The following is a 26,680-nucleotide window of genomic DNA, read 5'->3' as shown; positions in this document are numbered from 1 at the left end:
ATAGACTCTGAAAACCCTATAGCCTAAAAGGCTATAGGGCCCACTTCTGATATCTTGTCATTTCAAAGATGCAGCAGCAAACTCATCATTAGTACGATCGAAATAGAGCTAAGCTTACTTATCGTTCAAGAGATATTAACCAAGAGTAGTTCCAGTTGTAGAGCCAGGAATTATTTGGTTTCCAGTAACTTGGATTTGTTGAACTTGTAATACTTTTAACGTAAGGTCCATGACAATTTTTTCACGCAAAGTGCTAAACGCTTGTTCAGGTTCTACCATAGTTGGCGAGAAATCAAGTTCAAAGAAGTTGGCACGTACTAATTCGCCATAAGGTTGTTCATTATAGTTCACAAGGTTCTGGAAGAAATATTTATCCAAACGTGGAGCTACTTGATTTGCTTCATTAAGAAACATAGCTGAGTTAGCTGAAGAACCAGCTAGAATTGGGAATAAGATAAAGTCCGCTGCTGTAAGATCTGCGAATCCAGAAAACGGAACATCTGCAATTCGATCAAACAAAGTTCCATTACATTCGGTTGAAGCATATTCAATATTTTTGCGAATGAATCCAGAAACAAATAATTTAGCTCTTGTTACGTTGAAGAAATTAGTGCCAGCAATTGGAGCAAATTCAACAGGCACAAGTTTGACTTGACTTAGAAATGCATTCTTATGAACTCTTTTAATTTCCGTTGCTGCTGGCGTAAGTGAAATATCCGCCTCTACAACAATTTGTAATGTTCTTTCTGCTACTACAACCGGGATTTTAATCGTTGGAGTACTTGCTACACTAACGAGTGGTGTTGCTTGATCGCTTAATGGAATTTGTTCTGTCGAAGTTACTGGACAAGGTGGGTTAACTTGTTGTAAAGGTTGATTATTGAGGTTATCGCTCATAAAGTAATCTCTCCCTAATATTTTCTAATTTTTATTACCATACGAAATTACTATATTCAACATTTTATTTTTAGCATGGGTCATTGAAGTAGGAGCTTGGCCTCTTTTATTTGATAGCCTTGATTTTTCCAAAGGATTAAGGTTTTCGGGCTTTAAATGCCGTTGGGATTGGATTAATATCTCTATTTCGGGAGCTAACCATGGGACTTGCGAGTTCTTATAGTAACATTTTCCTTTAAGCGTTATCATATCTAACTCGAACACTTTGTTCTTGCAGTAAATGCACGAATGTAACTAACACTGTTTTCTGGGTTAATTGCTTTTCATTTGCTTCCTTTTTTGTGTGTATGGGATTTACTTGAACGGACTCAATAGGAGTATGGCTGTAGTTTTCATGAACCGTGTCTGATAAACTTGTATGTTCATGAATTTCCGAAAAAATTAAACGACAATATGGCTGCTCTGGATAATACGTTACATTGTTGAATAGTTTAGTGTTAGTTTGAGGGACTTCTTTATTATTTGGGTCAAAAAAGTCAAATGTTTTTTGAGTAATCGCTCCAAATACCGGTGGATGGAGGAAATTATCAATTTCGACAATAGTGGAGAATGGTCTTTTTTTTGTTATTAAATAAATTTTTCCGTCTTTGTATAGTGGATCTGTTTCAAGATCCTGTTTAGCGGCTGTATATTCAATGTTTTGGATGATATATCCTTCTATAAATAAGTTTCCTTTTAATGCTTTAGACATCCCGTTCTTTAATGGTTCAGAAAATTGGGTTGGTATAAACTTACTATTTGATAGGACAACTTTATTGGAAATTACGTTAATCCACATAATATTTTCCTCAAACAATACGGCTTCTTCTAAACAAATCTCTATTTTGTATTCCCCAACTACAACCGGAACTCTAATATTTACAAAATCAAAAGAAGTGCTAGATTGATTATTTTTTTCCTCCGATTTATCAACGGGTGAATCATGTACGGGAACGACAAGCGAATCATCCTCATACAGGTCCTCATCGATGTCGTCCCTGTTAAAAATCTTGTGTTTTTCATCAGCTAAGTTGGAACCAGAAGGATCGTTTGAATCAAATGCAACCTCCGTTGGAGAATAATTGCTAACGTCGGCTTGAAAATTCTGCTGATCATTAGTGGGTTCGGTTATGTTCATAACAGAATTATCTTTAGCTTCCGGTTCGATTTCAGAAGGTTGCTCAATACTTATACATGCAGGTGAGTCAAATGAATTATTAATTGTTTCTGGAAGAGAATTTCCATTAAACTCGTCGCCTTCATCTGAGACACAAAGGCTAGGAATATGATTTGATAGTCGACAATCCATTTTTCTGTTAAAAATCTTGTGTTTTTCATCAGCTAAGTTGGAACTAGAAGGATCGTTTGAATCAAATGCAACCTCCGTTGGAGAATAATTGCTAACGTCGGCTTGAAAATTCTGCTGATCATTAGTGGGTTCGGTTATGTTCATAACAGAATTATCTTTAGCTTCCGGTTCGATTTCAGAAGGTTGCTCAATACTTATACATGCAGGTGAGTCAAATGAATTATTAATTGTTTCTGGAAGAGGATTTCCATTAAACTCGTCGCCTTCATCTGAGACACAAAGGCTAGGAATATGATTTGATAGTCGACAATCCATTTTCCTGTTAAAAATCTTGTGTTTTTCATCAGCTAAGTTGGAACCAGAAGGATCGTTTGAATCAAATGCAACCTCCGTTGGAGAATAATTGCTAACGTCGGCTTGAAAATTCTGCTGATCATTAGTGGGTTCGGTTATGTCCATAACAGAATTATCTTTAGCTTCCGGTTCGATTTCAGAAGGTTGCTCAATACTTATACACGCAGGTGAGTCAAATGAATTCTTAATTGTTTCCGGAAGAGAATTTCCATTAAACTCGTCGCCTTCATCTGAGACACAAAGGCTAGGAATATGATTTGATAGTCGACAATCAATTTTGATGTCTGTAAAATCTTTGCTTTTACCGCAGGAGGTGGAAGGAGGTTTTATTTGAACTCTAGAAGAATTAACAATGTTTATTTGTCTGGATATAATTTCCTGCATCTTTGTCGAATTCACCCATGGAGTCTTCACTATACTCAACTCCTAAATGAAATTTTTTCCCCTGTTATTTATGTATGCTGTTTCTCCGCTATTGTTCCTCTAATCTGTATATTTCTAGTGCCCGTCGAAAGCGGTATGTTAAAGGAAAAGAGCGCATGTAGTGAATATGTGGAGAGTAGAAGTTTTGATGCAATTCGCTAGTTCAAGAGTCTGCATACTAGAACAAGTCTTGTATGAAGAATTTAAAAAGAAAGATAAAACGAATAAATATAGCAAAACAAGACGAGTCTACCTTAAAAAACCGAAAGTAGATTCGTCTTTTTCATAAAAAACTTTAATAATTCATCAAAAGGCCTAAGTGTTTCGGTGGTCTTGATAAAAGGGCGTAATCTTTAAACAAATCAGAATAGTAAGGGGTGGCTAGAAGCGTCTTCTCTTGTTGGGATTTTACTGTTCTGATATTTGATGGCATTAGGGCAATTGAATAAGAAAGAATGCCCATTTGTCCAATCGTCCCAAAGGTTATCTGAATAAATTGAAATAAAAGGGGTGAAAAGATGGGATATACGTTTATTCATAAAAGTTATAGCAGACATAAGTGGAATCGATCGAATTGTACATGTGAACGTGGTAATCGGTGTCGGGATTGGACCACAAGGAATCCCCGGTCCTCCAGGTACAGGAAGCGTCATTCCGAGTGTTGAAAGATATTTTCATATTGTAACCTCAGATATTGAGACTCCTGAAACGATTCCTGCGAATCAATTTACAAACGATGATGGGATGCCTGCTACAGCATTTCCAGCTTCATTTGCGTATTACACCCTTTATATGAACGCGATGGTTCAGACTGCAGATACTTCATCTGTTACTACTGCAGCGCTCACGATTCCTGATGGAGATGTATTAGATCCAGCAACTCCAATTGTCGTTGAATTTGTCGTAACGTAATCAATCAGCAGGGATTTTAAAATCGGACAAGATTATTAAAAAAGAAAATATTTAGCGGGAAATAGAAACGGGAAACTTTAAACATTTAAGGTTTCCCGTTTCGTAATTTTCATTTGACCTTTAAGATTAAAAGTAGATGTTTTTGCAAAAAAATCATATGAAAATTCACGCGAAATAAAACTAATTTTTACATGAAGTCGTCTAAGGTATAGAAAGAAAGGGTGAGATACGTGAAGGAGTTAGTTGCAGAAGCTCTCCAAAATGGCGAGGAGGACGCGCTGCTTGATGAAATCATGACGGTGTATGGACAAGATATCTTGCAGCTTGTTTATTCGTATGTGAAGAACCTTCCATTGGCAGAAGATTTAACTCAGGAAATCTTCGTGAAATGCTATCAAGCACTGCCGAGGTACAGGGGACAGGCGAAAATACGTACTTGGCTATGGCGGATCGCGATCAATCATTGTAAGGATTACTTGAAGAGCTGGTATTATCGCCAAGTCGAATTAGACGCTGGAAATCATGCTGCTTTTCAAGCAGCAGATCATGTTGAACAAGATATCATTCAAAAGGATGAGGATCAGGTATTAGCAGATGCTGTCATGAATCTTCCGGTGAAGTACAGAGAAGTGATTTATTTGTATTATTTTCAAGAGCTTACGATTAAAGAATTGGCAGAAATGACAGGGAACAGTCAGAGTACGATTAAAACAAGAATGCGCAGGGCGAAACAAATATTAAAGAACAGTTTGGAGGGAACAGGATGGAAAATCGATTAAAACAGTTGAAAAAAGCGATGAAGACTACTGTTTTTTCAGGCGTGAATTTTTCAGAAAAACATCAGAAAAACATTCGTCAGGCCGTTGTAAATGAAGGAGCTGGTAAAGAGGAAGTCATTCTTGCGATTTTTAGAATGTTGAAAAGTGAAAAAAGCGGCTTTGAAATTATGGATGTTCTGACGAGTAAAGGGAATATAAAGTTCGCTGATCATGAAGGTTTGTTGTATGCATTACTACATGATTTAGAACAAAAAGAGTACATACAAGCATATTGGGGAACTTCCGAGCAAAAATTATACAAATTGAATGATAAAGGGCGGAAGCTGTTGAGCAAAGCGGAGACAAAAAAAGAATCGGCCTCATTTGTTCTTCAAACCGTAATGGGTGGATAATTCTATGAATAAAGAAAAGTTTTTGTCCGAAGTATCGCGTAGTATTCGTTCCACGGAAGCTAGGAAACTTGTTGAAGTAGAACTGAATAATCATTTGAAACAATCAATAGAAGCGCTAAAGGAACAAGGATTAAATGATGAAGAAGCTGAACAGAAGGCCGTTTTAAGAATGGGGAGTCCAATCCTCCTTGGGCAAAAAATGGATCGTTTGCACCGCCCGAAAGTGGATTGGAAAATGATTGGCTTGTTTTTGTTTATCGTTGTTCTTGGAATGGTGCCAATATTTGTGTTCGAATCTGAACATACGGCGATGGCCTTTCTTCAGAAGTTCATTGTAACGTTTATTGGAATTGCTTTCGCCGCAGTTCTCATGTTTTTTGATTATCAAAAATTGCAAAAATTAGGTATTGGCTGGTTCATAATTGGTTGGGGAATCATTTCTTTTGCACTCATTTCAGGAAATATGGTGCACGGAAGTGTTACTCTCGTGTTAGGACCATTTTCAACGGATATATCGATCACACTGCCACTCTTTTTATTAGGATGGGCAAGGATTTTTCGAAATGAAAAAATGAAAATGTATATGGTCGTGATTTTATATCTAGTTACAAGTTATTTAATTATATTAACCCCAAACCTTTTCGTTTTTGGCATGTTCACGATTATCACAGGTGTAATGTTGTGGGGAAGTCATTTTGAGAAAAGGAAAGTTATTTGGTCTTATATAATTTCATTGGTGATTGGTGCATCGATACCGCTATATGCTTGGTTTGCCTCTGGAATTAAGGAATATCAACTAACACGTTTATTGGCGTATCTACATCCTGAAAAATATGCAGATTCATCTGGATATCACTATATAAAAATCAAAGAACTCCGAGATGGAACCGGATGGTTTTGGCAGTCGTTACCCGAATCAGGATTGATGTTACCAGAGAGTACAACGGATTTTGTTTTCATTTCTTTATCTTATACTCTAGGTTGGACATTTGCGGTTGTGTTGGGAGGAACATTGTTGTTGCTAATCTGTCGCATGCTTATCGTTGTTAAAACGGTCCGTGATGGATACGGAAAGTTACTTGTAATCGGCGCCTTAAGTCTTTTCGCCTTTCAGGTGGTGTTTAATCTTGGGATGTCATTTGGGCTATTTCCGATCATGAGTGTATCACTCCCATTTATAAGTTATGGAAATATGCAGGTTCTGTTGAATGCGGGGCTCATCGGTCTTGTATTAAGTGTATATCGAAAAAAAGATTTGATTCGATCTAAGACTCTATAAGTGAAAACGAGAATTTTCTTTAAAAAAGAAAGTCTCGTTTTTTATGTTTCTTGAATTTTTTTAAAAGGTCAAAAGTTCTATTAATATAGAAAATAAGTCATAGCAATGATGAAAGCGGATTCAATTGAATTGATAAAATAGAATAGTCAAATAATTAGGAAAAAGGTATTGACGTTCCTAAAATATCAGCGTAATATAAGTTTCAAATACAACAGCTTTTACATTCTTCTAAAAATTAAAAGAATTTAATCAGCTGATTACTACTCAAACTTAGCGAGTAAAAAATAAAATTCAACATGTTAAAGCATTGATGAGGATAAGTAGTCTTTTGAGCAGACATTTACAGAGAGCCGGGTAGCTGGAAGCCGGTATTGTCCAAAAGGTGAACTCACCTCTGAGTTTCAGCCCGAAAGTGTACGAGTAAGGCTGAACGGGTGCCAACCAGCACCCGTTATCAAAATACAGTACAGAGTGAAATCTGTTTAGAGTGCGCACGTATTTTGTGCGAATTAGGGTGGTACCGTGGATAGGATATATAGCCTTTTCACCCCTTTAAGCAATGCGATAGCATGCTTAATGAGGTGAGAGGCTTTTTATATGTTCTTCAGCCTTTTGGGAGTAAAAGCATGACCACGATCAAACATTAAAGAAGTAAAGGAGGTCTTTTCAAATGACAGAAAAAGCAGTGGTAGCAGCCAGTAAAGCGGAGCAACAAGTAAAGAGCGGGGCCGCATTTCTGATTGATGCCCTGAAAAAGGAACAAGTTGAAGTCATTTTTGGATATCCGGGTGGAGCTGTTCTTCCGATCTACGATGAAATTTACCGATCAGGCATGGTTCATATCCTACCGCGTCATGAACAAGGCTCCATTCATGCGGCGGAAGGATACGCCCGAATTACTGGAAAACCTGGTGTCGTTATTGCGACTTCTGGCCCGGGTGCAACCAATATTGTGACTGGCCTTGCAGATGCTATGATAGACTCGATTCCTTTAGTTGTCTTCACTGGTCAGGTAGCTACATCCATAATTGGCACAGATGCCTTCCAGGAAGCAGATGTCATTGGAATTACAACGCCAATCACAAAGCATAATTACCAAGTAAGAAAACCGGAAGACCTCCCGCGCATTATCAAAGAAGCGTTCTATATTGCTTCAAGTGGCCGGCCGGGACCTGTACTCATCGATATTCCAAAAGATGTAGCAACGATTGATGGTAAAGTTGGTGAAGAACCAGAAATGGATTTACCAGGCTATCAACCAACTACACAACCAAATTATTTGCAAATTAGGAAACTAGTAGAAGCTGTGAGCAGTTCGAAAAAGCCAGTGATTTTAGCTGGAGCAGGGATTCTGCATGCAAAAGCCTCTGAACAACTATTGCAATATGCGGAGCAACAAGGAATTCCAGTTGTGCATACACTTTTAGGACTTGGTGGATTCCCAGCTGATCATCCATTATTCATCGGAATGGGTGGCATGCACGGTATTTATGCCGCAAATATGGCCATCTCAACATGTGATTTGCTCATTAATATCGGTGCCCGTTTTGATGACCGCTTAACTGGAAATTTGGCAACTTTTGCGCCAAACGCCAAGGTTGCACATATTGATATTGATCCTGCAGAAATTGGCAAAAACGTACCGACGAAGATCCCTGTTGTTGGAAGTGCCAAAGAAGCGCTCGAACAATTGGTCGCCCAAGACGGAAAGAAACCTGAGCTTACTGAGTGGATTGAAACGTTGCAAGGTTGGAAGCAAGAATTCCCATTTGTATACAATAGAGAGTCGGATATATTGAAACCGCAAAGAGTCATTGAACTTTTACATGAAAAAACAGATGGTGATGCGATTGTCGTAACAGATGTTGGTCAACATCAAATGTGGGCAGCTCAATATTTTCCTTTTAATAAACCGCATGCTTGGGTAACTTCAGGTGGACTCGGAACGATGGGATTTTGTATACCAGCAGCAGTCGGTGCTCAAATTGCAGAACCTGAGGCAACTGTTTTTGCCGTAGTTGGTGATGGTGGATTCCAGATGACGAGTCAGGAATTAGCCGTAATGGCTGAATTAAACCTTCCAGTCAAAATCATCATCGTGAACAATCATGCTCTAGGAATGGTTAGACAATGGCAGTCAGAGTTTTATGAAGGACGCTTTTCTCACAGTAAATTCGATTATCAGCCAGACTTTATTAAATTAGCAGATGCCTATGGAATTCCGGCTTTCAAAGTCGATAATGAAGCAGATGCTAGTGCCAAAATTGAAGAAGCACTTGCGATCAAAGGACCTGTACTCATTGACTTTGACGTAGAACCTGAAGAAAACGTCTATCCGATGGTGGCGCCGGGTAAAGGGCTGCACGAAATGGTAGGTGTGAAGCTATGAAGAAAGGCATTCTAACCCTCACTGTAAACAATCGCCCTGGCGTGTTAAATCGAATTACGAATTTGTTTACGAAACGAAACTATAATATTGAAAGCATTGCTGTTGGTCAGTCTGAACAAGAGAACGTCTCAAGAATAACCGTAGTTGTTCATGTTGAAGATGAGAACGTCATTGAACAGATGACCAAACAACTAAATAAGCAGATTGATGTCTTAAAAGTAACAGATATTAGCAATCAATCCATAGTAGCGAGAGAGCTAGCTCTTGTAAAAGTACTTTCTTCAAGCCAAACCCGTACGGAGATCTATTCTTTAATTGAACCATTTCGCGGGTCGGTCATTGATGTTAGCAAAGATAGCCTCACGATACAAATTACAGGTGAATCCGATAAGGTCGAAGCATTCATTGAATTGCTCAAGCCTTATGGAATAAAAGAACTTGCGCGAACCGGCACAGCAGCCTTTCCGCGCGGTACACAAAAACAATCGGTTGTAAAAAGCTTCACGATTGTCTAATAAAAGTGAAATTTCCATCAGTGGTGGATTATCTAACTAATAGTAAATAGAACTAAGCAAGGATATACAGGCTACTTTCCCTACATATTAAAGGGACATTACAGCTTGAATAATCAGAAAAAAAACAACTAATGAGAAAAAAGGGAGATGTATTAAAATGACAAAAGTATATTATAACGGTGACGCAAACGAAACGTATTTAGCAAATAAAAAAGTAGCAGTAATTGGGTACGGTTCTCAAGGACACGCTCATTCACAAAACCTTCGCGATAGCGGTGTTGAAGTAGTAATTGGTCTTAGAAAAGGAAAGTCATGGGACAAAGCAGAAGAAGATGGTTTCCAAGTTTATTCTGTAAAAGAAGCAGCAGATCAAGCTGACGTAATCATGATCCTTCTTCCAGATGAAATGCAAACAAAAGTATACCAAGAAGAAATCCAACCCGTATTAAGAGCTGGTCAAGCATTGCTTTTCGCACACGGATTCAACATTCATTTTAATCAAATCGTTCCTCCGGCAGATGTAGATGTTCTATTAGTTGCTCCAAAAGGTCCTGGACATCTTGTAAGACGTACGTACGAACAAGGCGCAGGTGTACCAGCATTATTTGCCATCTATCAAAACGTGACTGGCGAAGCACAAGAATTAGCTCTTGCTTACGCTCAAGGAATCGGTTCATTACGTGCTGGTGGTTTGGAAACAACATTTAAAGAAGAAACAGAAACAGATTTATTTGGAGAACAAGCTGTACTTTGCGGCGGATTAACGTCATTGGTAAAAGCTGGATTCGAAACATTAACAGAAGCAGGCTATCAACCAGAAGTTGCATACTTTGAGTGTTTACATGAATTGAAACTGATCATCGACTTAATGTACGAAGGCGGACTAGAAAACATGCGTTATAGCATTTCGGATACAGCTCAGTGGGGAGATTTCGTTTCAGGACCACGCGTTGTGACTGAAAGTGTAAAAGCGGAAATGAAAAAAGTGTTGAAAGATATTCAAGATGGCGAATTTGCTAAAGGTTGGATTCTAGAAAACCAAGCAAATCGTCCAGTATTCACAGCAATCAATAACCGTGAAAACGAACACCAAATTGAAGTAGTTGGCCGTAAGCTTCGCGCAATGATGCCTTTTGTACAACAGCAACAAAAAGCTAAGAAAGAGGTGGTGACTGTTGCGAAAAATTAATATTTTCGATACAACGCTTAGAGATGGCGAGCAATCAGCAGGTGTAAACTTGAACTTTTCTGAAAAAATAGAAATTGCTTTGCAATTAGAACGATTAGGCGTAGATATTATCGAAGCAGGATTCCCTGCGGCATCAAAAGGCGATTTCGCATCTGTTCAAGAAATTGCCAAAAAAATTCGCACAAGCTCGGTTACCGGGCTTGCGCGAGCGGTGCAAAGTGATATTGATGCAGCATGGGAAGCATTAAAAGATGGTGTAGAGCCTAGATTGCATACGTTTATTGCTACTTCTCCGATCCACCGTGAATATAAATTAAAGCTTTCAAAAGAACAAGTCGTGGAACGTGCGGTACAAACGGTAGCTTATGCTGCTAGCCGCTTTCCGCTTGTTCAATGGTCGGCAGAGGACGCGAGTCGTACAGAGCTTGATTATTTAGCTGAAATCGTCGAAGCAGTAATTGGTGCGGGAGCAAGGATTATTAATATTCCAGATACGGTTGGCTATACAACGCCAAAGGAATATGCTGAGATTTTTACGTATCTGCGCAATCATGTTCCTTCTATTGATAAGGTGCAATTATCAACACATTGTCATGACGATATTGGAATGGCTACAGCAAACTCACTGGCTGCTATCGAAGCAGGCGCCACTCAGGTGGAAGGTACCATTAATGGGATCGGTGAACGAGCTGGGAATGCTGCACTGGAAGAAGTCGCAGTAGCGCTACATATCCGCAGTGACCATTATCAAGCAAATACAAGGCTGACTCTTAATGAAATTAAACGTACAAGCGATATGATCAGTAAATTGACCGGTATGATCATTCCTCCGAACAAAGCAATCATCGGAAGAAACGCATATGCACATGAATCTGGCATTCATCAGGATGGCTTTTTGAAAGAAAAAACAACCTATGAAATTATCTCTCCTGATCTTGTTGGTGTGACCACAGATGTTTTGGTACTTGGCAAGCATTCCGGACGACATGCTTTCAAAAACAGGCTGGATGAATTGAAATTGTACGTAACGGATGAAGAAATGAACCGTCTGTTTGTTCAATTCAAAGCATTAGCGGATAAGAAAAAAGAAATGACAGACGAGGATCTTGCAGCACTTGTTCTTGAAGAAAAAATTTCGAAGGATGATCGCTTCTTTGAATTAGATTCCCTTCAGATTACGTATGGAACGAACCAAATTCCAACGGCGACTGTTACATTGAAAAATGGCAATACAGACCTGATCCAAGAAGCAGCTACAGGTGCTGGTAGCATCGAAGCCCTTTACAATACGCTAGAACGATGTCTGGACAATAAAGTGAATCTGCTTGATTACCGCATCCAATCCGTTGGAGCCGGCCGTGACGCCTTGGCTCAGGTGTATGTGAAAATCCGTTATCGTGGGATGGAAACAAGTGGTCGAGGCCTACATCAGGATGTGTTAGAAGCATCGGCAAGAGCGTATCTAAATGCAGTAAACCGCATCATCTATTTGAGTGAAAAAGATACCGTTCTACAATAACAGCGAGAAGTTATGTTCAAAAAAGAGGATAAAAACACACTTTATCTAATTTTTTGAACATCCTCTAGAAAGGAGAGAGAAAGATGAAAAGGAAAATTGCAGTGTTGCCTGGAGATGGTATCGGAAAAGAAGTGACGGGAGGTGCAGTTGAAATACTCGAAGCCGTCGCAGAACGATTCGAGCATGAATTCACCTTTGAATATGGCCAAATCGGTGGGGCAGCCATTGATGCAACAGGACAACCACTTCCTGATGAAACCATTGAATTGTGTAAATCAAGTGATGCAATTCTTCTTGGTGCAGTTGGTGGGCCAAAGTGGGATAGTCAGCCCACTCATTTACGCCCGGAACGTGGGTTACTGAAAATCCGGAAAGATTTAAATCTTTATGCCAATCTGCGGCCAATCAGCTATTTTTCTAGTTTGTCGGAAGCCTCTCCGCTGAAACAAGAAATTATTGAAGACGTGGATTTTATCATTGTACGAGAATTAACTGGCGGCCTTTATTTCGGGAAACCAAGTGAACGTACGATTTTTGAAGGTAAGGAAGCTGTCGTTGATACGTTATTTTACCAAAAAGAAGAAATGAGACGAATCATTGAACTTTCTTTTGAAATCGCAAGCCAAAGACAGAAAAAAGTAACGTCTGTCGATAAAGCGAATGTGCTTGAATCAAGTAGACTATGGCGTGAAACGGCAGAGGAAGTGGCAAAGAATTATCCTGATGTAACATTAGAGCATATGCTTGTGGATAATGCCGCGATGCAATTGATTCGCAATCCTAGACAATTCGATGTTGTGGTCACAGAAAATATGTTTGGGGATATTTTAAGTGATGAAGCATCGGTTCTAACAGGATCACTTGGAATGCTTTCCTCTGCATCAATTTCAGTAGACGGACCTAGTTTATTCGAACCAATCCATGGTTCAGCGCCAGATATTGCTGGCAAAAACGTAGCGAATCCGCTTGCAACGATTCTTTCAGCAGCATATATGCTTAGGTTGTCGTTTGGAATGGAGAAAGAAGCAGAAGCGGTTGAAAAGGCAGTTCACTCTGTACTCGATTCAGGATTCAGAACAATTGATATCGCTGGGAATAATACAGAGAGCTTGTCAACTGAAGAAATGATTGCTGAAGTCAAAGCTGCTCTTTTAAATGAAGTAGCAATCTAAAGCAAGATGGGTGTTAATGAGTAAATGTGATTCACAAAGAAGACGGCTCAAATAAGCCTTCTTTCAGCCATTTTTGGTGAAGGAAGAGTCTTTTTTGAGCTATTTTAAAAAAATCACATAAATGGTGCAATAACGGCATCATTTTATGAAGGAAGAATGTATAAAAGTCATAAAACCAGCTCCAATTAAGTGATGGAGTGATTGTCATATTTTTAGGTTTTTACACATTGTCTAGCTTAACTTTAAAAGATCATGTTAGTTAGCTGTTTAAGTTAAGCGCTGGTCTATCCTTATTCTTCATAAATTATAACAGCTAAACATTAAAAACTTTGTGAGGTGAGCAAGCGTGGGGAAATCAATTATTGAAAAAATTTGGGAGCAACATATCGTTCATCAAGAGGAAAATAAACCGGACTTATTATATATTGATCTGCATTATATTCATGAAGTCACTTCACCGCAAGCATTTGAAGGTTTAAGGTTGAAAGGTAGGAAAGTAAGACGACCTGACCGGACGTTTGCGACGATGGATCATAACGTTCCAACAATCAATCGTTATTTTATTGAAGATGAAGTTGCTCTGAAACAGTTGACGGCGCTTGAAACAAACTGCCGTGATTTTGGAATTGAGCTTGCAGATTTGAACAGTCCGGATCAAGGGATTGTTCATGTTATCGGTCCTGAAATGGGATTAACACAGCCAGGAATGACCATTGTTTGTGGAGATAGCCACACGTCAACTCATGGCGCATTCGGATCGATTGCCTTTGGGATTGGAACAAGTGAAGTGGAGCATGTTTTTGCAACTCAGACATTATGGCAAACAAAACCGAAGACGTTAAAACTTGAAGTAAACGGAAAACTAAAATTTGGCGTAACGGCAAAAGATGTGATTTTATACATAATTGCCAAGTATGGCGTGAATTTTGGAAATGGATATATTGTTGAATATTGCGGAGAGGTATTCCGAAATATGTCGATGGAAGAACGAATGACTGTTTGTAATATGTCGATTGAAGGCGGCGCACGTGCTGGGTTAGTCAGCCCAGATGAAACAACATTCTCCTACTTACAAGGTAGAAAGTTTGTTCCAACAGGCAAAGAGTTTGAAGAGAGTGTTGAAAAGTGGAAACTCTTAGCTAGTGATGAAGATGCAGTCTATGACAGGGAAATCACCATTGCTGCAGAGCAAATCTCGCCAATGGTTAGCTGGGGAACAAATCCTGGCATGGCAAGTGCTGTGGATGAGAATATCCCTGTTGGGTCTAGTGATACGGTTGGGGAAAAAGAATTGCAACTTGCTCTCGAATATATGGGGTTAACGGAAGGAATGCAGATTACCGATATTCCGGTCCAACATGTATTCATTGGATCTTGTACGAATTCACGTATTGAAGATTTGCGAAAAGCAGCAGACGTTATCTCGGGGAAACAAGTGCATAAAGGAGTCCGGGCAATGGTTGTCCCTGGTTCGCAAAAAGTAAAGAAACAAGCCGAGGAAGAAGGGCTTGATGAAGTATTTAAGTCAGCCGGTTTTGATTGGAGGGACTCGGGCTGTAGCATGTGTTTAGGAATGAATCCAGATGCAGTTCCAGCAGGAGAGCATTGTGCCTCAACGTCCAATCGGAACTTCGAAGGTCGTCAAGGTGCTGGCGCACGGACGCATTTAGTCAGCCCGGAAATGGCGGCGGCGGCGGCGCTTTATGGAAAGTTTGTTGATATCAGAAATTTAGAAAACTCATCAATGCATCAATTACATTAATTTAGGAGGTGCAATATGGAACCAATTACGGTATACCGAGGAAAACCGGCAGTTTTAGACCGGAACAATGTGGACACAGATCAGATTATTCCGAAGCAATTTTTAAAACGAATTGAACGGACAGGTTTTGGAGAATTTTTATTTTACAACTGGCGATATAATGAAAATGGTGAGCTTCGCGAAGACTTTGAGTTAAACCAGCCTGAAGCCGCGGGTGCTTCCATTCTAGTGGCAGGTGAGAACTTCGGTTGCGGATCTTCAAGGGAGCATGCACCGTGGTCGTTGCAAGATTTCGGTTTTCAAATCGTCATTGCGCCTTCATTTGCTGATATTTTTAAAAATAACTGCTTGAAAAATGGGATTCTACCAATTGCTCTTTCTGCAGATGAAGTTTCCTATTTAATGAAGGAAGCCAAAAATACTGATGTTGAATTCACAATTGATTTACCTAATCAAAAGGTTTACGGACCAGCTGATTTTGCTGCAGATTTTGACATTCACCCATATTGGAAAGAGATGCTAGTGAATGGGTGGGATGAGATCTCAATCACCCTGCAATATGACGATCAAATTTCTAAATATGAACAAACAATAGACGTTATGTCTACGAAATAATTGCCTAGCATGGCCGATTGGATCAGACTCGCACAAATACCTACAATGGAGTGTTACAAACACTTATTTTGAACGGTATAGTTGTAGTGAAGTCTGATCCTTTTTCATCGTTTTAGTTTTAGAGCAGACGCTCATGGATGTTTCTTATGAGTCATCCTCTTTTGCTAATGAATTTTTAGTTAATTTTTGTATTGTGATAAAAACAATGCTAAACTATTTGCTAGAAAATATATTGACAGGCGGAGTTATACAATGGGCGGAAAAAAGAAACAAAAGCAAGAAGGAAATGTTATTCCGTTTCCTAAATTGGGCAGTCGGCTTGTGGAAAAGGGCATAGAACATATCGAAAAAAGAGAGTTCAAACGTGCTGCGGAGTTGTACAGCCAAGCAAGAGAGCTAGATCCTGAGAATCCCGATGTTAATGTCGGTTTAATCGTTTCTTTTGTCGAAATGGGACGCTATCTAGAAGCACGGGATTTGTGTAAAGAAGTGCTACATAAAGGAATTGGCGACTATTTTCAGATCGTCAGTATCTATTTAATGGTTTTACTCCAACTTAACGAGCATGAAGAAATGGTGATAACAATCGAGGCTTTGTTGGATGATAATCAAGTACCCCATGATAAAATCGACCACTTTAAAAATATGCTTGCGTTTAGTACTAGAGTTTTAGAAGAGAATGAAGATATGTCTGCTGAAATCGAAGAAGAGAAACGAACGGAAGCAGAGTTTTATGATGACGAATGGTTTGCTGGAAAATCCGACGAAGAAATTTTTAGGAATATAAGTCGATTGTCAGAAGCGAATATTCGTGTTTTTATGCCATCTGTTCAGAAATTTCTGCTAGACGTTGCGGCACATCCTTTTTTGAAGACGCTATTACTCCACATTCTACAAGAACAGGAATATGATAAGAATATACGGGTAACAAAGCTCAAAAAAGAGATTAACATCATTCCAACAGAAATACGACCTATGAAAGATACGGATTTTTTCAAAACGGTTACATCCCTTGTAGAAAGACAATTAGAACAAGAGAATCCATCATTATTGGCTATGGCTACATCTCTCATAGAAAGGCAGCAATTTATCATGTATCCAATTGCACCTGATGCGAGCACCTTTCCAATTTGGGCTTGCGCCTATCATACTATGGCAGAGATGTATCAAACTGGTGATAATACCGTCAATCAAAGAGCCGCTCAATATGGAGTAAGTCCGGATTCCGTGCACGAAATAATCCTACAAATTAATACAATTGAAGAATTTTCTTATGGGAATATTTAATGTATTGCTGTTGAAACGAAGGGAACCTGTGTTATAATGTAGGGGTTGTAATGTCTCGTTTTGTTATGAAACGAACAGAGCCCTAGCTATTAGGTAGGGTATGGTGATGCTTGTTAGGAATAGCATAGCAGATTCATCCAGTGCTTATTCATTTTAGTATATAGATTTTTGGAGGGAAACACATGTCTGTAAAATGGGAAAAACAAGAAGGTAATCAAGGCGTACTAACTGTTGAAGTAGAAGTTGCTACTGTTAATGAAGGTTTAGACGCTGCGTTCAAAAAAGTTGTAAAACAAGTAAACGTACCAGGCTTCCGTAAAGGAAAAATGCCTCGTCAAATGTTCGAAAAAAGATTCGGTGTAGAATCTCTTTACCAAGATGCACTTGATATCATTCTTCCAGATGCATATGCAAATGCAGTTGAAGAAGCAGGAATCAACCCTGTTGATCGTCCTGAAATTGACATTGAACAAATGGAAAAAGGCCAAAACCTTATTTTCAAAGCGAGTGTAACAGTTGCACCTGAAGTTAAATTAGGTGAATACAAAGGTCTTGAAGTAGAAGCATTCAACGCTGAAGTAACAGACGAAGATGTTGATAACGAAATTAAAGCTCTTCAAGAACGTCAAGCTGAGCTAGTAGTAAAAGAAGAAGGACAAGCAGCTGATGGTGACACAGTTGTGATCGACTTCGAAGGATCCGTTGATGGTGAATTATTTGAAGGCGGAACATCTGAAAACTATACATTAGAGCTTGGATCTAATAGTTTCATTCCTGGTTTCGAAGAGCAAGTAGTTGGTCTTGAAACAGGAGCTGAAAAAGATATCGAAGTATCTTTCCCAGAAGAATACCATGCTGCTGAGCTTGCAGGTAAACCTGCTGTATTCAAAGTGAAATTACACGAAATCAAAACAAAAGAACTTCCTCAATTAGATGACGAGTTCGCTAAAGATGTTGATGATGAAGTTGAAACACTTGCTGAATTGAAAGAAAAAACAAAGAAAAACCTTGAGCATGACAAAAAACACCAAGCAGAAAACGCAATTCGTGACGCAGTGATCGAAAAAGCGTCTGCAAACGTAGAAGTTGACATTCCAGAAGTTATGGTAAATAACGAAGTAGATCGCATGATGAAAGACTTCGAACAACGTCTTCAATCTCAAGGCTTGAACATGGAATTATACTTCCAGTTCTCAGGACAAGATGAAGAAGCTCTTAAAGGACAAATGTTAGAAGAAGCGAAAAACCAAGTTCGTGTAAGCCTAACTCTTGATGCAATCGTTAAAGCTGAAAACATCGAAGTAACAGAAGAAGATGTGAATGCTGAGATTGAAAAAATGGCTGAAATGTACAAAATGGATGTAGAGAATATCAAAAAAGCACTTGGTAGCCTAGAAGGTCTTAAAGGCGATCTTAAAATCAACAAAGCAATCGACTTCCTTGTTGCAAACAGCAAAACAGTCGCTGCTGCTGAATAATAAAGGCCAGTGTTTCTTAGGCTAGGTATTTAAATTTAGCCAAACAACCTATTTTGTATTATAATTAGAAACATGCAAGGCACGAGCATTCGTGCCTTGTTCTATACATAGGCAATGAGCCAAAAATCGATATCGGTATCACATAGTCATACATAAAAACCGAAATTTTTACATTTGTGTTTAATCTTGTGACTAAAGGCTGGTATAGTGAAAAACGCTTGTTTTTACGACAACCATGCATTAGCCACTATGAATGTAGAAGCCTCAAATCGCCATTTTAAAAAAAAAATATTTTGATGGGGATTTCAGCATTGATTTTTTTATAAATTCAGTGTAGATTAATTTTAATACCGCATATACATAGTTATACATACACAATATCCCTGCCTTATTAGTAAGTGTCAAACAGGAGGAAGAAAAGCTCCTATCTAAACACACCCGGTAATTATTATTGCACTAGTTCCATGAAATAGCTTTGGGCAAATGATTTAAATTTGCTAGCCCATGGAGGTATGAAATGTTTCAATCAAATGGTTAGTAAGCGTTTTCAAAAAGTGAATTGCGTGATATACTAACTTTGTTGTTAACTGATTCGGTGGGCGTGTTCTTTGGCAATGTGACTCCATTGACACTTAACGTTTTTCGGGTTTGGGAAAGCCTGTTACGGGCAACATACATATTATTGTTAAGAATAGTTAGTACTTATTGGACAACTATCATGTCCTAAGCATTTTTATTACAAAAATACTTGGAACATGGTACAATGCGGTCTACATCAAAATTTTATTACCGAGCTTATGCGTCTATTTCAGTCCAAAAATAAGACGATTAGCTATGTATATAGGAAAATTCTATAAAGGAGTGAGTCCATGTTTAAATTTAATGATGAAAAAGGGCAATTAAAATGTTCTTTTTGCGGAAAAACTCAAGAGCAAGTTCGTAAACTGGTAGCAGGGCCAGGTGTATATATTTGTGATGAATGTATTGAACTTTGTACAGAAATCGTAGAAGAAGAACTAGGCACGGAAGAAGAAATCGAATTTAAAGATGTTCCAAAACCGATGGAAATTCGTGAGATTCTTGATGAATATGTGATTGGACAAGAGCAGGCTAAGAAATCTCTTGCTGTTGCGGTATACAATCATTACAAGCGAATTAATTCAAACAGTAAAGTGGATGATGTAGAACTTGCAAAGAGTAATATTGCTCTAATCGGACCTACTGGTAGTGGGAAAACGTTACTTGCACAGACATTGGCACGATTATTGAATGTTCCGTTTGCCATTGCGGATGCTACTTCATTAACGGAAGCCGGGTATGTTGGGGAAGATGTTGAAAACATTTTGCTTAAATTAATCCAAGCTGCAGATTATGATGTTGAAAAGGCAGAAAAAGGAATCATCTATATTGATGAAATCGATAAAGTAGCACGTAAATCTGAAAATCCTTCTATCACGCGTGATGTGTCTGGTGAAGGTGTTCAGCAAGCCTTATTAAAAATTCTTGAAGGTACCGTTGCAAGCGTTCCGCCACAAGGTGGTCGTAAGCATCCACACCAAGAGTTTATTCAAATTGATACAACAAATATCCTCTTTATTTGTGGTGGTGCATTTGATGGGATCGAACCGATTATTAAACGCCGTCTAGGCCAAAAAGTAATTGGTTTTGGATCAGATGTGAAGAAAGATGATGTTGCAGAAAAAGAATTACTTTCTAAAGTGCTTCCAGAAGATTTATTGCGCTTTGGTTTAATTCCAGAATTCATTGGTCGTATTCCAGTAATTGCTACATTGGAGCAATTAGATGAAGCGGCATTGATTGATATTCTAACTAAACCGAAAAACGCTCTAGTGAAGCAATTTGAAAAAATGCTGGAGCTTGACAATGTCATTCTTGAATTCGAGGAAGATGCTCTACTTGAAATTGCGAAGAAAGCAATTGAAAGAAAAACCGGAGCTCGTGGACTGCGTTCTATTATTGAGGGCATTATGCTTGAAGTAATGTTTGAACTGCCTTCACGTGATGACATTGATAAATGTATTATTACAGGTGCAGCCATAACAGAAAATGAGTCACCTAAACTCGTTCTTAAAGATGGAACAACGATTAACGCGGCTGACAGAACATCTGCATAATCCTAAACAGGGTCTGATTTCGTACTCTACACACAAGTATTGCGTGTTATCATCACGTATTACTGGATGTTGTAGCGGCGAGGTCAGCCCTTTTTTTTGTCTTGAATCGTTAAATTTTGGCTCCGGCGCGCCATGTCTGGAAAGGGAGGCTGAACAATAAGCCATGAGGGGGTGTTTCAGTATTTTAAATGCCGAGCCTGCTAGTGTGGCGTTTTCTTTTCATACGCGTACCAGCCACTCCTCATTTTCCACAGAGAATGAAAATGGCCCAATGTTCTCCTTATAGTGTGTGTTCAAAAAGAAGGATAAAAAGAGCAGAGAAGTTCGAGGAGCGCATCTTGAGAGAACCGGAACGTATGCAGGCAGTAATACGTGAGGACTGGAGATACAGAGGGACGAAGAAATTCGACAGCTATTTTTACTGGACTTTTTGAGCATCCTCTTATACGTAAAAAAAGATGGATGATTCATTTAGGCAAAGGAGATACTATCATTTACATACTTGGTGAATGCAGGAGGGAAAGGCAATGAATTGGACAGGAATCGCGCTATTAATTCAGCTGTTTTTTGGTATTGTAATTGGTATGTATTTTTTTAATTTACTTAAGGGACAAAGGACACAAAAGGTATCGATTGATCGTGACTCTAGAAAAGAAATGGATCACTTGCGAAAAATGCGTTCTATTTCTTTAACGGAACCATTATCAGAACGTGTACGGCCGATCACATTTGCTGATATTGTTGGCCAGGAAGATGGAATTAAGACGTTAAAGGCTGCACTTTGCGGTCCCAATCCACAGCATGTTATTGTATATGGCCCACCGGGTGTCGGCAAAACAGCAGCTGCAAGGCTTGTTTTAGAAGAAGCGAAGCGCAATAAGAAATCGCCATTTCAAAAAGCAGCCGTATTTGTAGAATTGGATGCAACAACGGCCCGGTTTGATGAACGAGGTATTGCAGATCCGCTGATTGGCTCTGTTCATGATCCAATCTATCAAGGAGCCGGTGCTATGGGACAAGCAGGCATCCCGCAGCCAAAACAGGGGGCAGTAAGTAACGCACATGGTGGTGTCTTGTTCATAGATGAAATTGGTGAGCTTCATCCAATTCAAATGAATAAACTACTTAAAGTGCTAGAAGATCGTAAAGTATTCTTAGAAAGTGCGTATTATTCAGAAGAAAATACGAATATTCCAACTCATATCCATGATATTTTTAAAAACGGATTGCCTGCAGATTTTCGCTTGATTGGTGCAACAACGAGAACCCCGAATGAAATTCCTCCTGCCATCCGTTCGCGCTGTATTGAAGTTTTCTTTAGAGAGCTCGATCCTTGCGAGATTATTTCGATTGCTAAAAAAGCATCTGAAAAGGTGAAGATGACAATCAGTGATAAAGGTCTAGAAACGATCGCTGAATACGCCCGAAATGGCAGGGAAGCTGTAAATATGGTTCAAACGCTAGCCGGTATTTCTATTACAGAAGATCGTGATTACATTAAAGATGAAGACATAGCTTGGATGGCTCACACAAGCCAACTAACACCAAGAATGGACAGGAAAATAGATGACAAGCCAAAAATAGGTCGGATTAATGGACTTGCTGTTTACGGTCCAAATAGCGGGGCACTACTTGAAATTGAAGTAACCGTCATGCCTGCGCTTGACAAAGGAAGTATTAATATTACTGGGATTGTAGAAGAAGAGAGCATTGGTGGAAACGGGAAATCCGTCCGTAGAAAAAGTATGGCAAAAGGTTCAATCGAAAATGTGATTACCGTTCTTCGTTCGATGGGGGTTCCTGCTGATCAATTTGATATTCATGTCAATTTCCCGGGAGGCAGCCCTGTGGATGGACCATCTGCCGGAATTGCGATGGCAAGCGGAATCTATTCAGCTATTTACAAAATTCCTGCTGAAAATACAGTGGCGATGACAGGAGAAATCAGTATTCATGGCCATGTTAAACCGATTGGCGGGGTCATTCCGAAGATTAAAGCAGCCAAGCTTGCAGGTGCAAAAAAAGTGATCATACCGCATGAAAACATGCAGCCATTGCTGAATGAAATAGACGGAATTGAAATCATCCCAGTGAAAACCGTGAAAGAAGTCTTTGAAATTGCGTTAAGAAAAGATATTATTCCTGAACAAATCTTGCCTCAGCTTGATTTAACGAAGCGGGAAAGTGTATAAGTGAAACTTCCATCTGTGGGTGCCATTCCTCACTGGTGGTTGGTTAAACCGAGATAAACGTATTAATAGGGTCAGTTCTCGTACTTTACTCAGGAGAATCCGGTGTTAAATGCACTTGATTCTTACTGAATAAAGGAATTGCGAGATCTGACTCTTTGTTTTTTCAGGTAAGCCTATCAATCTGAGGGCGAGTTTCCACCTGCTTATTAGGCCATTGTAAGGGTGTGAAAATAACTAATTTTTGCCGATGGTGATCGGGAACGATATTTTGTCTACTATACGTCAAATTTTTGGTTTTTCGTGCGTATTGTTTTGTTTTTGGAGATAATAAAAGAGGAATAAGCTTGTCAGATAGACACGTTCTTGTAAATACGTTAGAATTGTTACACTGGTCAATCTAAAAAACTAGACGATACGATAAATTATTGGAGGTGTCAGGCATGGCTGATAGAGAAATCATCGTCCCCCTCCTGCCGCTAAGAGGCTTACTTGTATATCCTACAATGGTGCTACATTTAGATGTTGGACGAGACAAATCGGTACAAGCTTTGGAAAAAGCAATGGTGGAAGATCATCTTATCTTTTTAACGACACAAAAGGATGTTTCCTTAGAAGAACCAGGTGAAGAAGATATTTACCAGATGGGAACTTTAACAAAGGTGAAGCAAATGCTTAAACTCCCGAACGGTACAATCCGCGTATTGGTAGAGGGACTGAACAGGGCTCAGATTATTGAGTTCTATGATGATGAGACACAATTCTCTGCCAAAGTCGAAGTGTATGAAGACAGTGATGAAAAAGGAATTGAGCATCAGGCATTGATGCGTACGCTGTTGGAATACTTTGAACAGTACATAAAAATGTCGAAGAAAATTACTCCTGAAACATTTGCCGCAACGGCAGATATTGAGGAACCCGGCAGGCTTGCGGATGTGATAGCATCCCATTTGCCATTAAAGCCGAAAGAAAAACAGGAAATTTTAGAAACCATTGATGTGAAAGAACGATTAAGCAAAATAATCGAAATCATCAATAATGAAAAAGAAGTATTAAACCTCGAGAAGAAAATTGGCCAGCGTGTGAAACGTTCAATGGAAAGAACACAAAAAGAGTATTATTTACGCGAACAAATGAAGGCGATCCAAAAAGAACTTGGCGACAAAGAGGGAAAAACTGGGGAAATAGCTGCCCTGACTGAGAAAATAAATGAAGTTGGCATGCCAGAGCACATCAAGGAAACGGCCATGAAAGAATTGGATCGATATGAGAAAGTCCCTTCTTCCTCTGCGGAAAGTTCTGTCATCCGTAATTATATCGAATGGCTCATCACACTTCCGTGGTCTAAGGCAACAAAGGATGATCTCAATATTCAAAAGGCTGAAAAAGTGCTGAATCGTGATCATCATGGACTTGAAAAAGTGAAAGAACGTGTACTTGAGTATTTGGCTGTCCAACAATTAACACAGTCGCTTAAAGGACCAATTCTTTGTCTTGTCGGGCCGCCTGGAGTAGGGAAAACTTCTCTTGCACGTTCGATTGCAACGTCGATGAATCGCAATTTCGTTCGGATTTCGCTTGGCGGAGTGCGTGACGAATCAGAAATACGCGGACACAGAAGAACGTATGTTGGTGCGATGCCAGGACGCATCATTCAAGGCATGAAAAAAGCAGGAACGATTAATCCAGTGTTTTTACTAGATGAAATCGATAAAATGTCCAATGATTTTAGAGGCGATCCTTCAGCTGCGATGCTTGAAGTGTTGGACCCGGAACAAAATAATCATTTCAGTGATCATTATATTGAAGAAACCTATGATCTCTCAAAAGTGATGTTCATTGCTACAGCTAATAACTTGGCGACGATACCAGGACCGTTACGGGATCGGATGGAGATCATCTCTATTGCCGGTTATACGGAGATCGAGAAACTTCATATCGCAAAAGATCATTTGCTACTTCGGCAAATGAAGAATCATGGTTTGCAAAAGACACAGCTTCAAGTTCGTGAAGACGCACTAATCAATATCATCCGCTATTACACGAGAGAAGCGGGTGTCAGAAGTCTGGAACGTCAATTAGCTAGCATTTGCCGTAAAACCGCGAAAATCATCGTATCTGGTGAGAAAAAGCGCGTGGTGATTAGTGAGAAAAACGTAGAAGATTTCCTAGGAAAAACGATGTTCCATTACGGTCAAGCAGAAACTGTGGATCAAGTCGGTGTTGCAACCGGTCTTGCTTATACAACAGTAGGCGGAGATACGCTCCAAATCGAAGTGTCTCTTTCACCAGGAAAAGGGAAGCTCATTCTGACAGGGCAACTAGGCGATGTCATGAAGGAATCTGCCCAAGCAGCATTTAGTTTTGTTCGTACGAAAACGGAACAACTCGGAATTGATGCGAATTTCCATGAAAAGCAAGATATTCATATCCATGTACCAGAAGGAGCCGTTCCAAAAGATGGACCTTCAGCAGGGATTACTCTTGCAACAGCGTTAATATCTGCTTTAACAGGTCGACCGATTCATCGAGAAGTAGGGATGACAGGCGAAATTACTTTGCGTGGACGCGTGCTTCCGATAGGCGGTTTAAAAGAAAAATCACTAGCCGCACACCGGGCAGGATTGACGAAAATTATTATCCCGAAAAATAATGAAAAAGACATTGACGATATACCGGAAAGTGTCCGAAAAGAATTAGAATTTGTTCTCGTTTCTCATGTTGATGAAGTGTTGGAACATGCATTGGTAGGTGAAACAGAATGAAAGTAACAAGTGCCGATATCGTCATTAGTGCGGTGAAACCGGAACAGTACCCAAATGAATCGATTCCGGAATTCGCCCTTGCAGGTAGATCAAACGTCGGCAAGTCCAGCTTTATTAATAAGATGATCAATCGTAAGAATCTTGCACGGACATCTTCAAAGCCAGGAAAGACGCAAACGTTAAATTTTTATATCATAAACGACATGCTGCACTTCGTTGACGTACCTGGATACGGCTACGCCAAAGTATCTAAAACGGAGCGGGCAGCGTGGGGGAAAATGATTGAAACGTATTTTACAAATCGCGACCAGCTTAAGGCAGCTTTATTAATCGTTGACCTGCGCCATCCACCGACGAAAGATGATATCATGATGTATGGCTTCTTTAAGCATTATGATTTGCCCGTCATTGTCGTTGCAACGAAAGCTGACAAAATCCCAAAAGGGAAATGGCAAAAGCATTTGAAAGTGACACGTGAGACATTAGATATGGAAAAAGAAGACGAAACCATCGTTTTCTCTGGTGAAACGGGCCAAGGGAAAGACGAAGCATGGGGATTGTTGAAGAAGTTTATGTAAAAACAGGGTCAGACCTCACACTCTACACATTGTTTACTGACATGTACACGTCATATAAACGATATAAAAGATGTGGGGTCAGACCCTTTTTTTTATTTCTTTTTAATGAAAAGAATATAGATGCCAATACCCATTACAAGAAATGGCCAATAAGACGCTGAGTTTGCGAGTGCAGTTTCGCTCAGTCCGAATTTGCTGATGAGCTGGTCATAATAGACCGTTATAATAGCAATAATAAGTAACAAGATTCCTTTGGTTAAGCTTGATTTCGTCTTACTTGCCTGCATCAGAAAGCCGATGGCAACAATGAGTTGAAGAACACCGATGTGATTAGGCCAAAAAGCAAGATGATCAACTAGATGATAGTGCAGCCCGGTTCCAAAAAGGATCACACCTGGAAGGATGGCTTGAAACTGTTTCCCACCATATGCTTCTCCTAAAAAAGCAGCTCCGATAATACAAAGAACGGTTGGCCAATTGAAAAAGCCTTCAAATAAGACGAGATTATACTGTTGAAGCAAGAAATAGAGGCCGAAGCCGAGTAAGATAATTCCGGGAAAGATTCTCTGAGTTTTCATCATGACCCCCTAGTTTGATTACTTGAAGTTCGTTTCAATTTTTGTTATGGTACTTTCATATAGAGTAATTGTCGAATCCACTTATGTAAAATGAAGATTAGGTAACAATTCCATGTTAGCACATC

The 26,680-nt window shown here is 39.4% G+C and carries 19 protein-coding genes, 1 pseudogene and 1 other annotated feature; of the genes and pseudogenes, 17 read left to right on the top strand and 3 right to left on the bottom strand.

All coding sequences use genetic code 11. The annotated features are described in order from the left end of the window. Positions 1-135: 135 nt before the first annotated feature. A complete protein-coding gene (locus tag JNUCC23_RS16095; RefSeq protein WP_454212402.1) occupies positions 136-897 on the bottom strand; it encodes a CsxC family protein in 762 nt (253 codons plus the stop codon). 235 nt (positions 898-1,132) lie between these two features. Continuing rightward, a complete protein-coding gene (locus JNUCC23_RS16090; protein ID WP_454212400.1) occupies positions 1,133-3,013 on the bottom strand; it encodes a DUF7852 domain-containing protein in 1,881 nt (626 codons plus the stop codon). 720 nt (positions 3,014-3,733) lie between these two features. Between JNUCC23_RS16090 and JNUCC23_RS16085 the strand changes: the two are divergent. The 17 genes and pseudogenes from JNUCC23_RS16085 to yihA all read left to right on the top strand — a co-directional run. Beyond that, positions 3,734-3,934: pseudogene (locus tag JNUCC23_RS16085) on the top strand (DUF4183 domain-containing protein); the annotation flags it as partial. Between the two features lie 230 nt (positions 3,935-4,164). Continuing rightward, on the top strand, positions 4,165-4,713 hold the full coding sequence (locus tag JNUCC23_RS16080) for a sigma-70 family RNA polymerase sigma factor (protein ID WP_062177060.1): 549 nt from the start codon (positions 4,165-4,167) through the stop codon (positions 4,711-4,713). Continuing rightward, positions 4,698-5,105, top strand: a complete 408-nt coding sequence (locus JNUCC23_RS16075; protein WP_454212398.1) for a PadR family transcriptional regulator — start codon at positions 4,698-4,700, stop codon at positions 5,103-5,105. Before JNUCC23_RS16080 ends, JNUCC23_RS16075 begins: the two co-directional genes overlap by 16 nt. Before the next feature lie 4 nt (positions 5,106-5,109). After that, positions 5,110-6,384 (top strand): FtsW/RodA/SpoVE family cell cycle protein, encoded by a 1,275-nt coding sequence (locus JNUCC23_RS16070; protein WP_454212396.1) that lies wholly within the window; start codon positions 5,110-5,112, stop codon positions 6,382-6,384. Between the two features lie 298 nt (positions 6,385-6,682). After that, positions 6,683-6,939, top strand: a binding site (T-box leader). Between the two features lie 115 nt (positions 6,940-7,054). Then, positions 7,055-8,773, top strand: coding sequence for an acetolactate synthase large subunit (gene ilvB, locus JNUCC23_RS16065; protein WP_062177066.1), 1,719 nt, complete (start codon positions 7,055-7,057; stop codon positions 8,771-8,773). Beyond that, positions 8,770-9,288, top strand: a complete 519-nt coding sequence (ilvN, locus tag JNUCC23_RS16060) for an acetolactate synthase small subunit (protein WP_062177069.1) — start codon at positions 8,770-8,772, stop codon at positions 9,286-9,288. Before ilvB ends, ilvN begins: the two co-directional genes overlap by 4 nt. A gap of 157 nt (positions 9,289-9,445) precedes the next feature. After that, a complete protein-coding gene (gene ilvC, locus JNUCC23_RS16055) occupies positions 9,446-10,477 on the top strand; it encodes a ketol-acid reductoisomerase (protein WP_062177074.1) in 1,032 nt (343 codons plus the stop codon). Beyond that, positions 10,464-11,996 (top strand): 2-isopropylmalate synthase, encoded by a 1,533-nt coding sequence (locus tag JNUCC23_RS16050; RefSeq protein ID WP_454212393.1) that lies wholly within the window; start codon positions 10,464-10,466, stop codon positions 11,994-11,996. Before ilvC ends, JNUCC23_RS16050 begins: the two co-directional genes overlap by 14 nt. 83 nt (positions 11,997-12,079) lie before the next feature. Beyond that, on the top strand, positions 12,080-13,168 hold the full coding sequence (leuB, locus tag JNUCC23_RS16045; RefSeq protein ID WP_454212391.1) for a 3-isopropylmalate dehydrogenase: 1,089 nt from the start codon (positions 12,080-12,082) through the stop codon (positions 13,166-13,168). 346 nt (positions 13,169-13,514) lie between these two features. Continuing rightward, complete coding sequence (leuC, locus tag JNUCC23_RS16040) at positions 13,515-14,930, top strand: 3-isopropylmalate dehydratase large subunit (RefSeq protein WP_454212389.1); 1,416 nt, start codon at positions 13,515-13,517, stop codon at positions 14,928-14,930. A gap of 15 nt (positions 14,931-14,945) precedes the next feature. Continuing rightward, positions 14,946-15,545, top strand: a complete 600-nt coding sequence (gene leuD, locus JNUCC23_RS16035; protein ID WP_454212387.1) for a 3-isopropylmalate dehydratase small subunit — start codon at positions 14,946-14,948, stop codon at positions 15,543-15,545. 252 nt (positions 15,546-15,797) lie between these two features. Further along, entirely contained in the window at positions 15,798-16,832 is a 1,035-nt protein-coding gene (locus JNUCC23_RS16030; protein WP_062177088.1) for a tetratricopeptide repeat protein, read from the top strand. A gap of 182 nt (positions 16,833-17,014) precedes the next feature. Continuing rightward, positions 17,015-18,310 (top strand): trigger factor, encoded by a 1,296-nt coding sequence (tig, locus tag JNUCC23_RS16025; protein ID WP_403069302.1) that lies wholly within the window; start codon positions 17,015-17,017, stop codon positions 18,308-18,310. 869 nt (positions 18,311-19,179) lie between these two features. Then, positions 19,180-20,445, top strand: coding sequence for an ATP-dependent protease ATP-binding subunit ClpX (gene clpX / locus JNUCC23_RS16020; protein WP_062177095.1), 1,266 nt, complete (start codon positions 19,180-19,182; stop codon positions 20,443-20,445). A gap of 527 nt (positions 20,446-20,972) precedes the next feature. Beyond that, the gene (gene lonB / locus JNUCC23_RS16015) at positions 20,973-22,637 is read left to right on the top strand and encodes an ATP-dependent protease LonB (protein WP_454212384.1); all 1,665 of its coding nucleotides are present in this window, start codon (positions 20,973-20,975) and stop codon (positions 22,635-22,637) included. Positions 22,638-23,077: 440 nt separating this feature from the next. Then, positions 23,078-25,399, top strand: a complete 2,322-nt coding sequence (gene lon / locus JNUCC23_RS16010; protein ID WP_062177104.1) for an endopeptidase La — start codon at positions 23,078-23,080, stop codon at positions 25,397-25,399. After that, the gene (yihA, locus tag JNUCC23_RS16005) at positions 25,396-25,977 is read left to right on the top strand and encodes a ribosome biogenesis GTP-binding protein YihA/YsxC (RefSeq protein WP_062177107.1); all 582 of its coding nucleotides are present in this window, start codon (positions 25,396-25,398) and stop codon (positions 25,975-25,977) included. Before lon ends, yihA begins: the two co-directional genes overlap by 4 nt. A gap of 92 nt (positions 25,978-26,069) precedes the next feature. Here the strand turns inward: yihA and JNUCC23_RS16000 are convergent, their stop codons facing one another. Next, positions 26,070-26,555 carry a LiaI-LiaF-like domain-containing protein gene (locus tag JNUCC23_RS16000; RefSeq protein WP_062177110.1) on the bottom strand — a complete coding sequence of 162 codons (486 nt, stop codon included), beginning with the start codon at positions 26,553-26,555 and terminating at the stop codon, positions 26,070-26,072. Positions 26,556-26,680 lie beyond the last annotated feature (125 nt).

The sequence above is a fragment of the Peribacillus sp. JNUCC 23 genome (assembly GCF_053653995.1).
The sequence above is the reverse complement of the archived record's forward strand: the minus strand, read 5'-3'. Positions and strand labels throughout refer to the sequence as shown.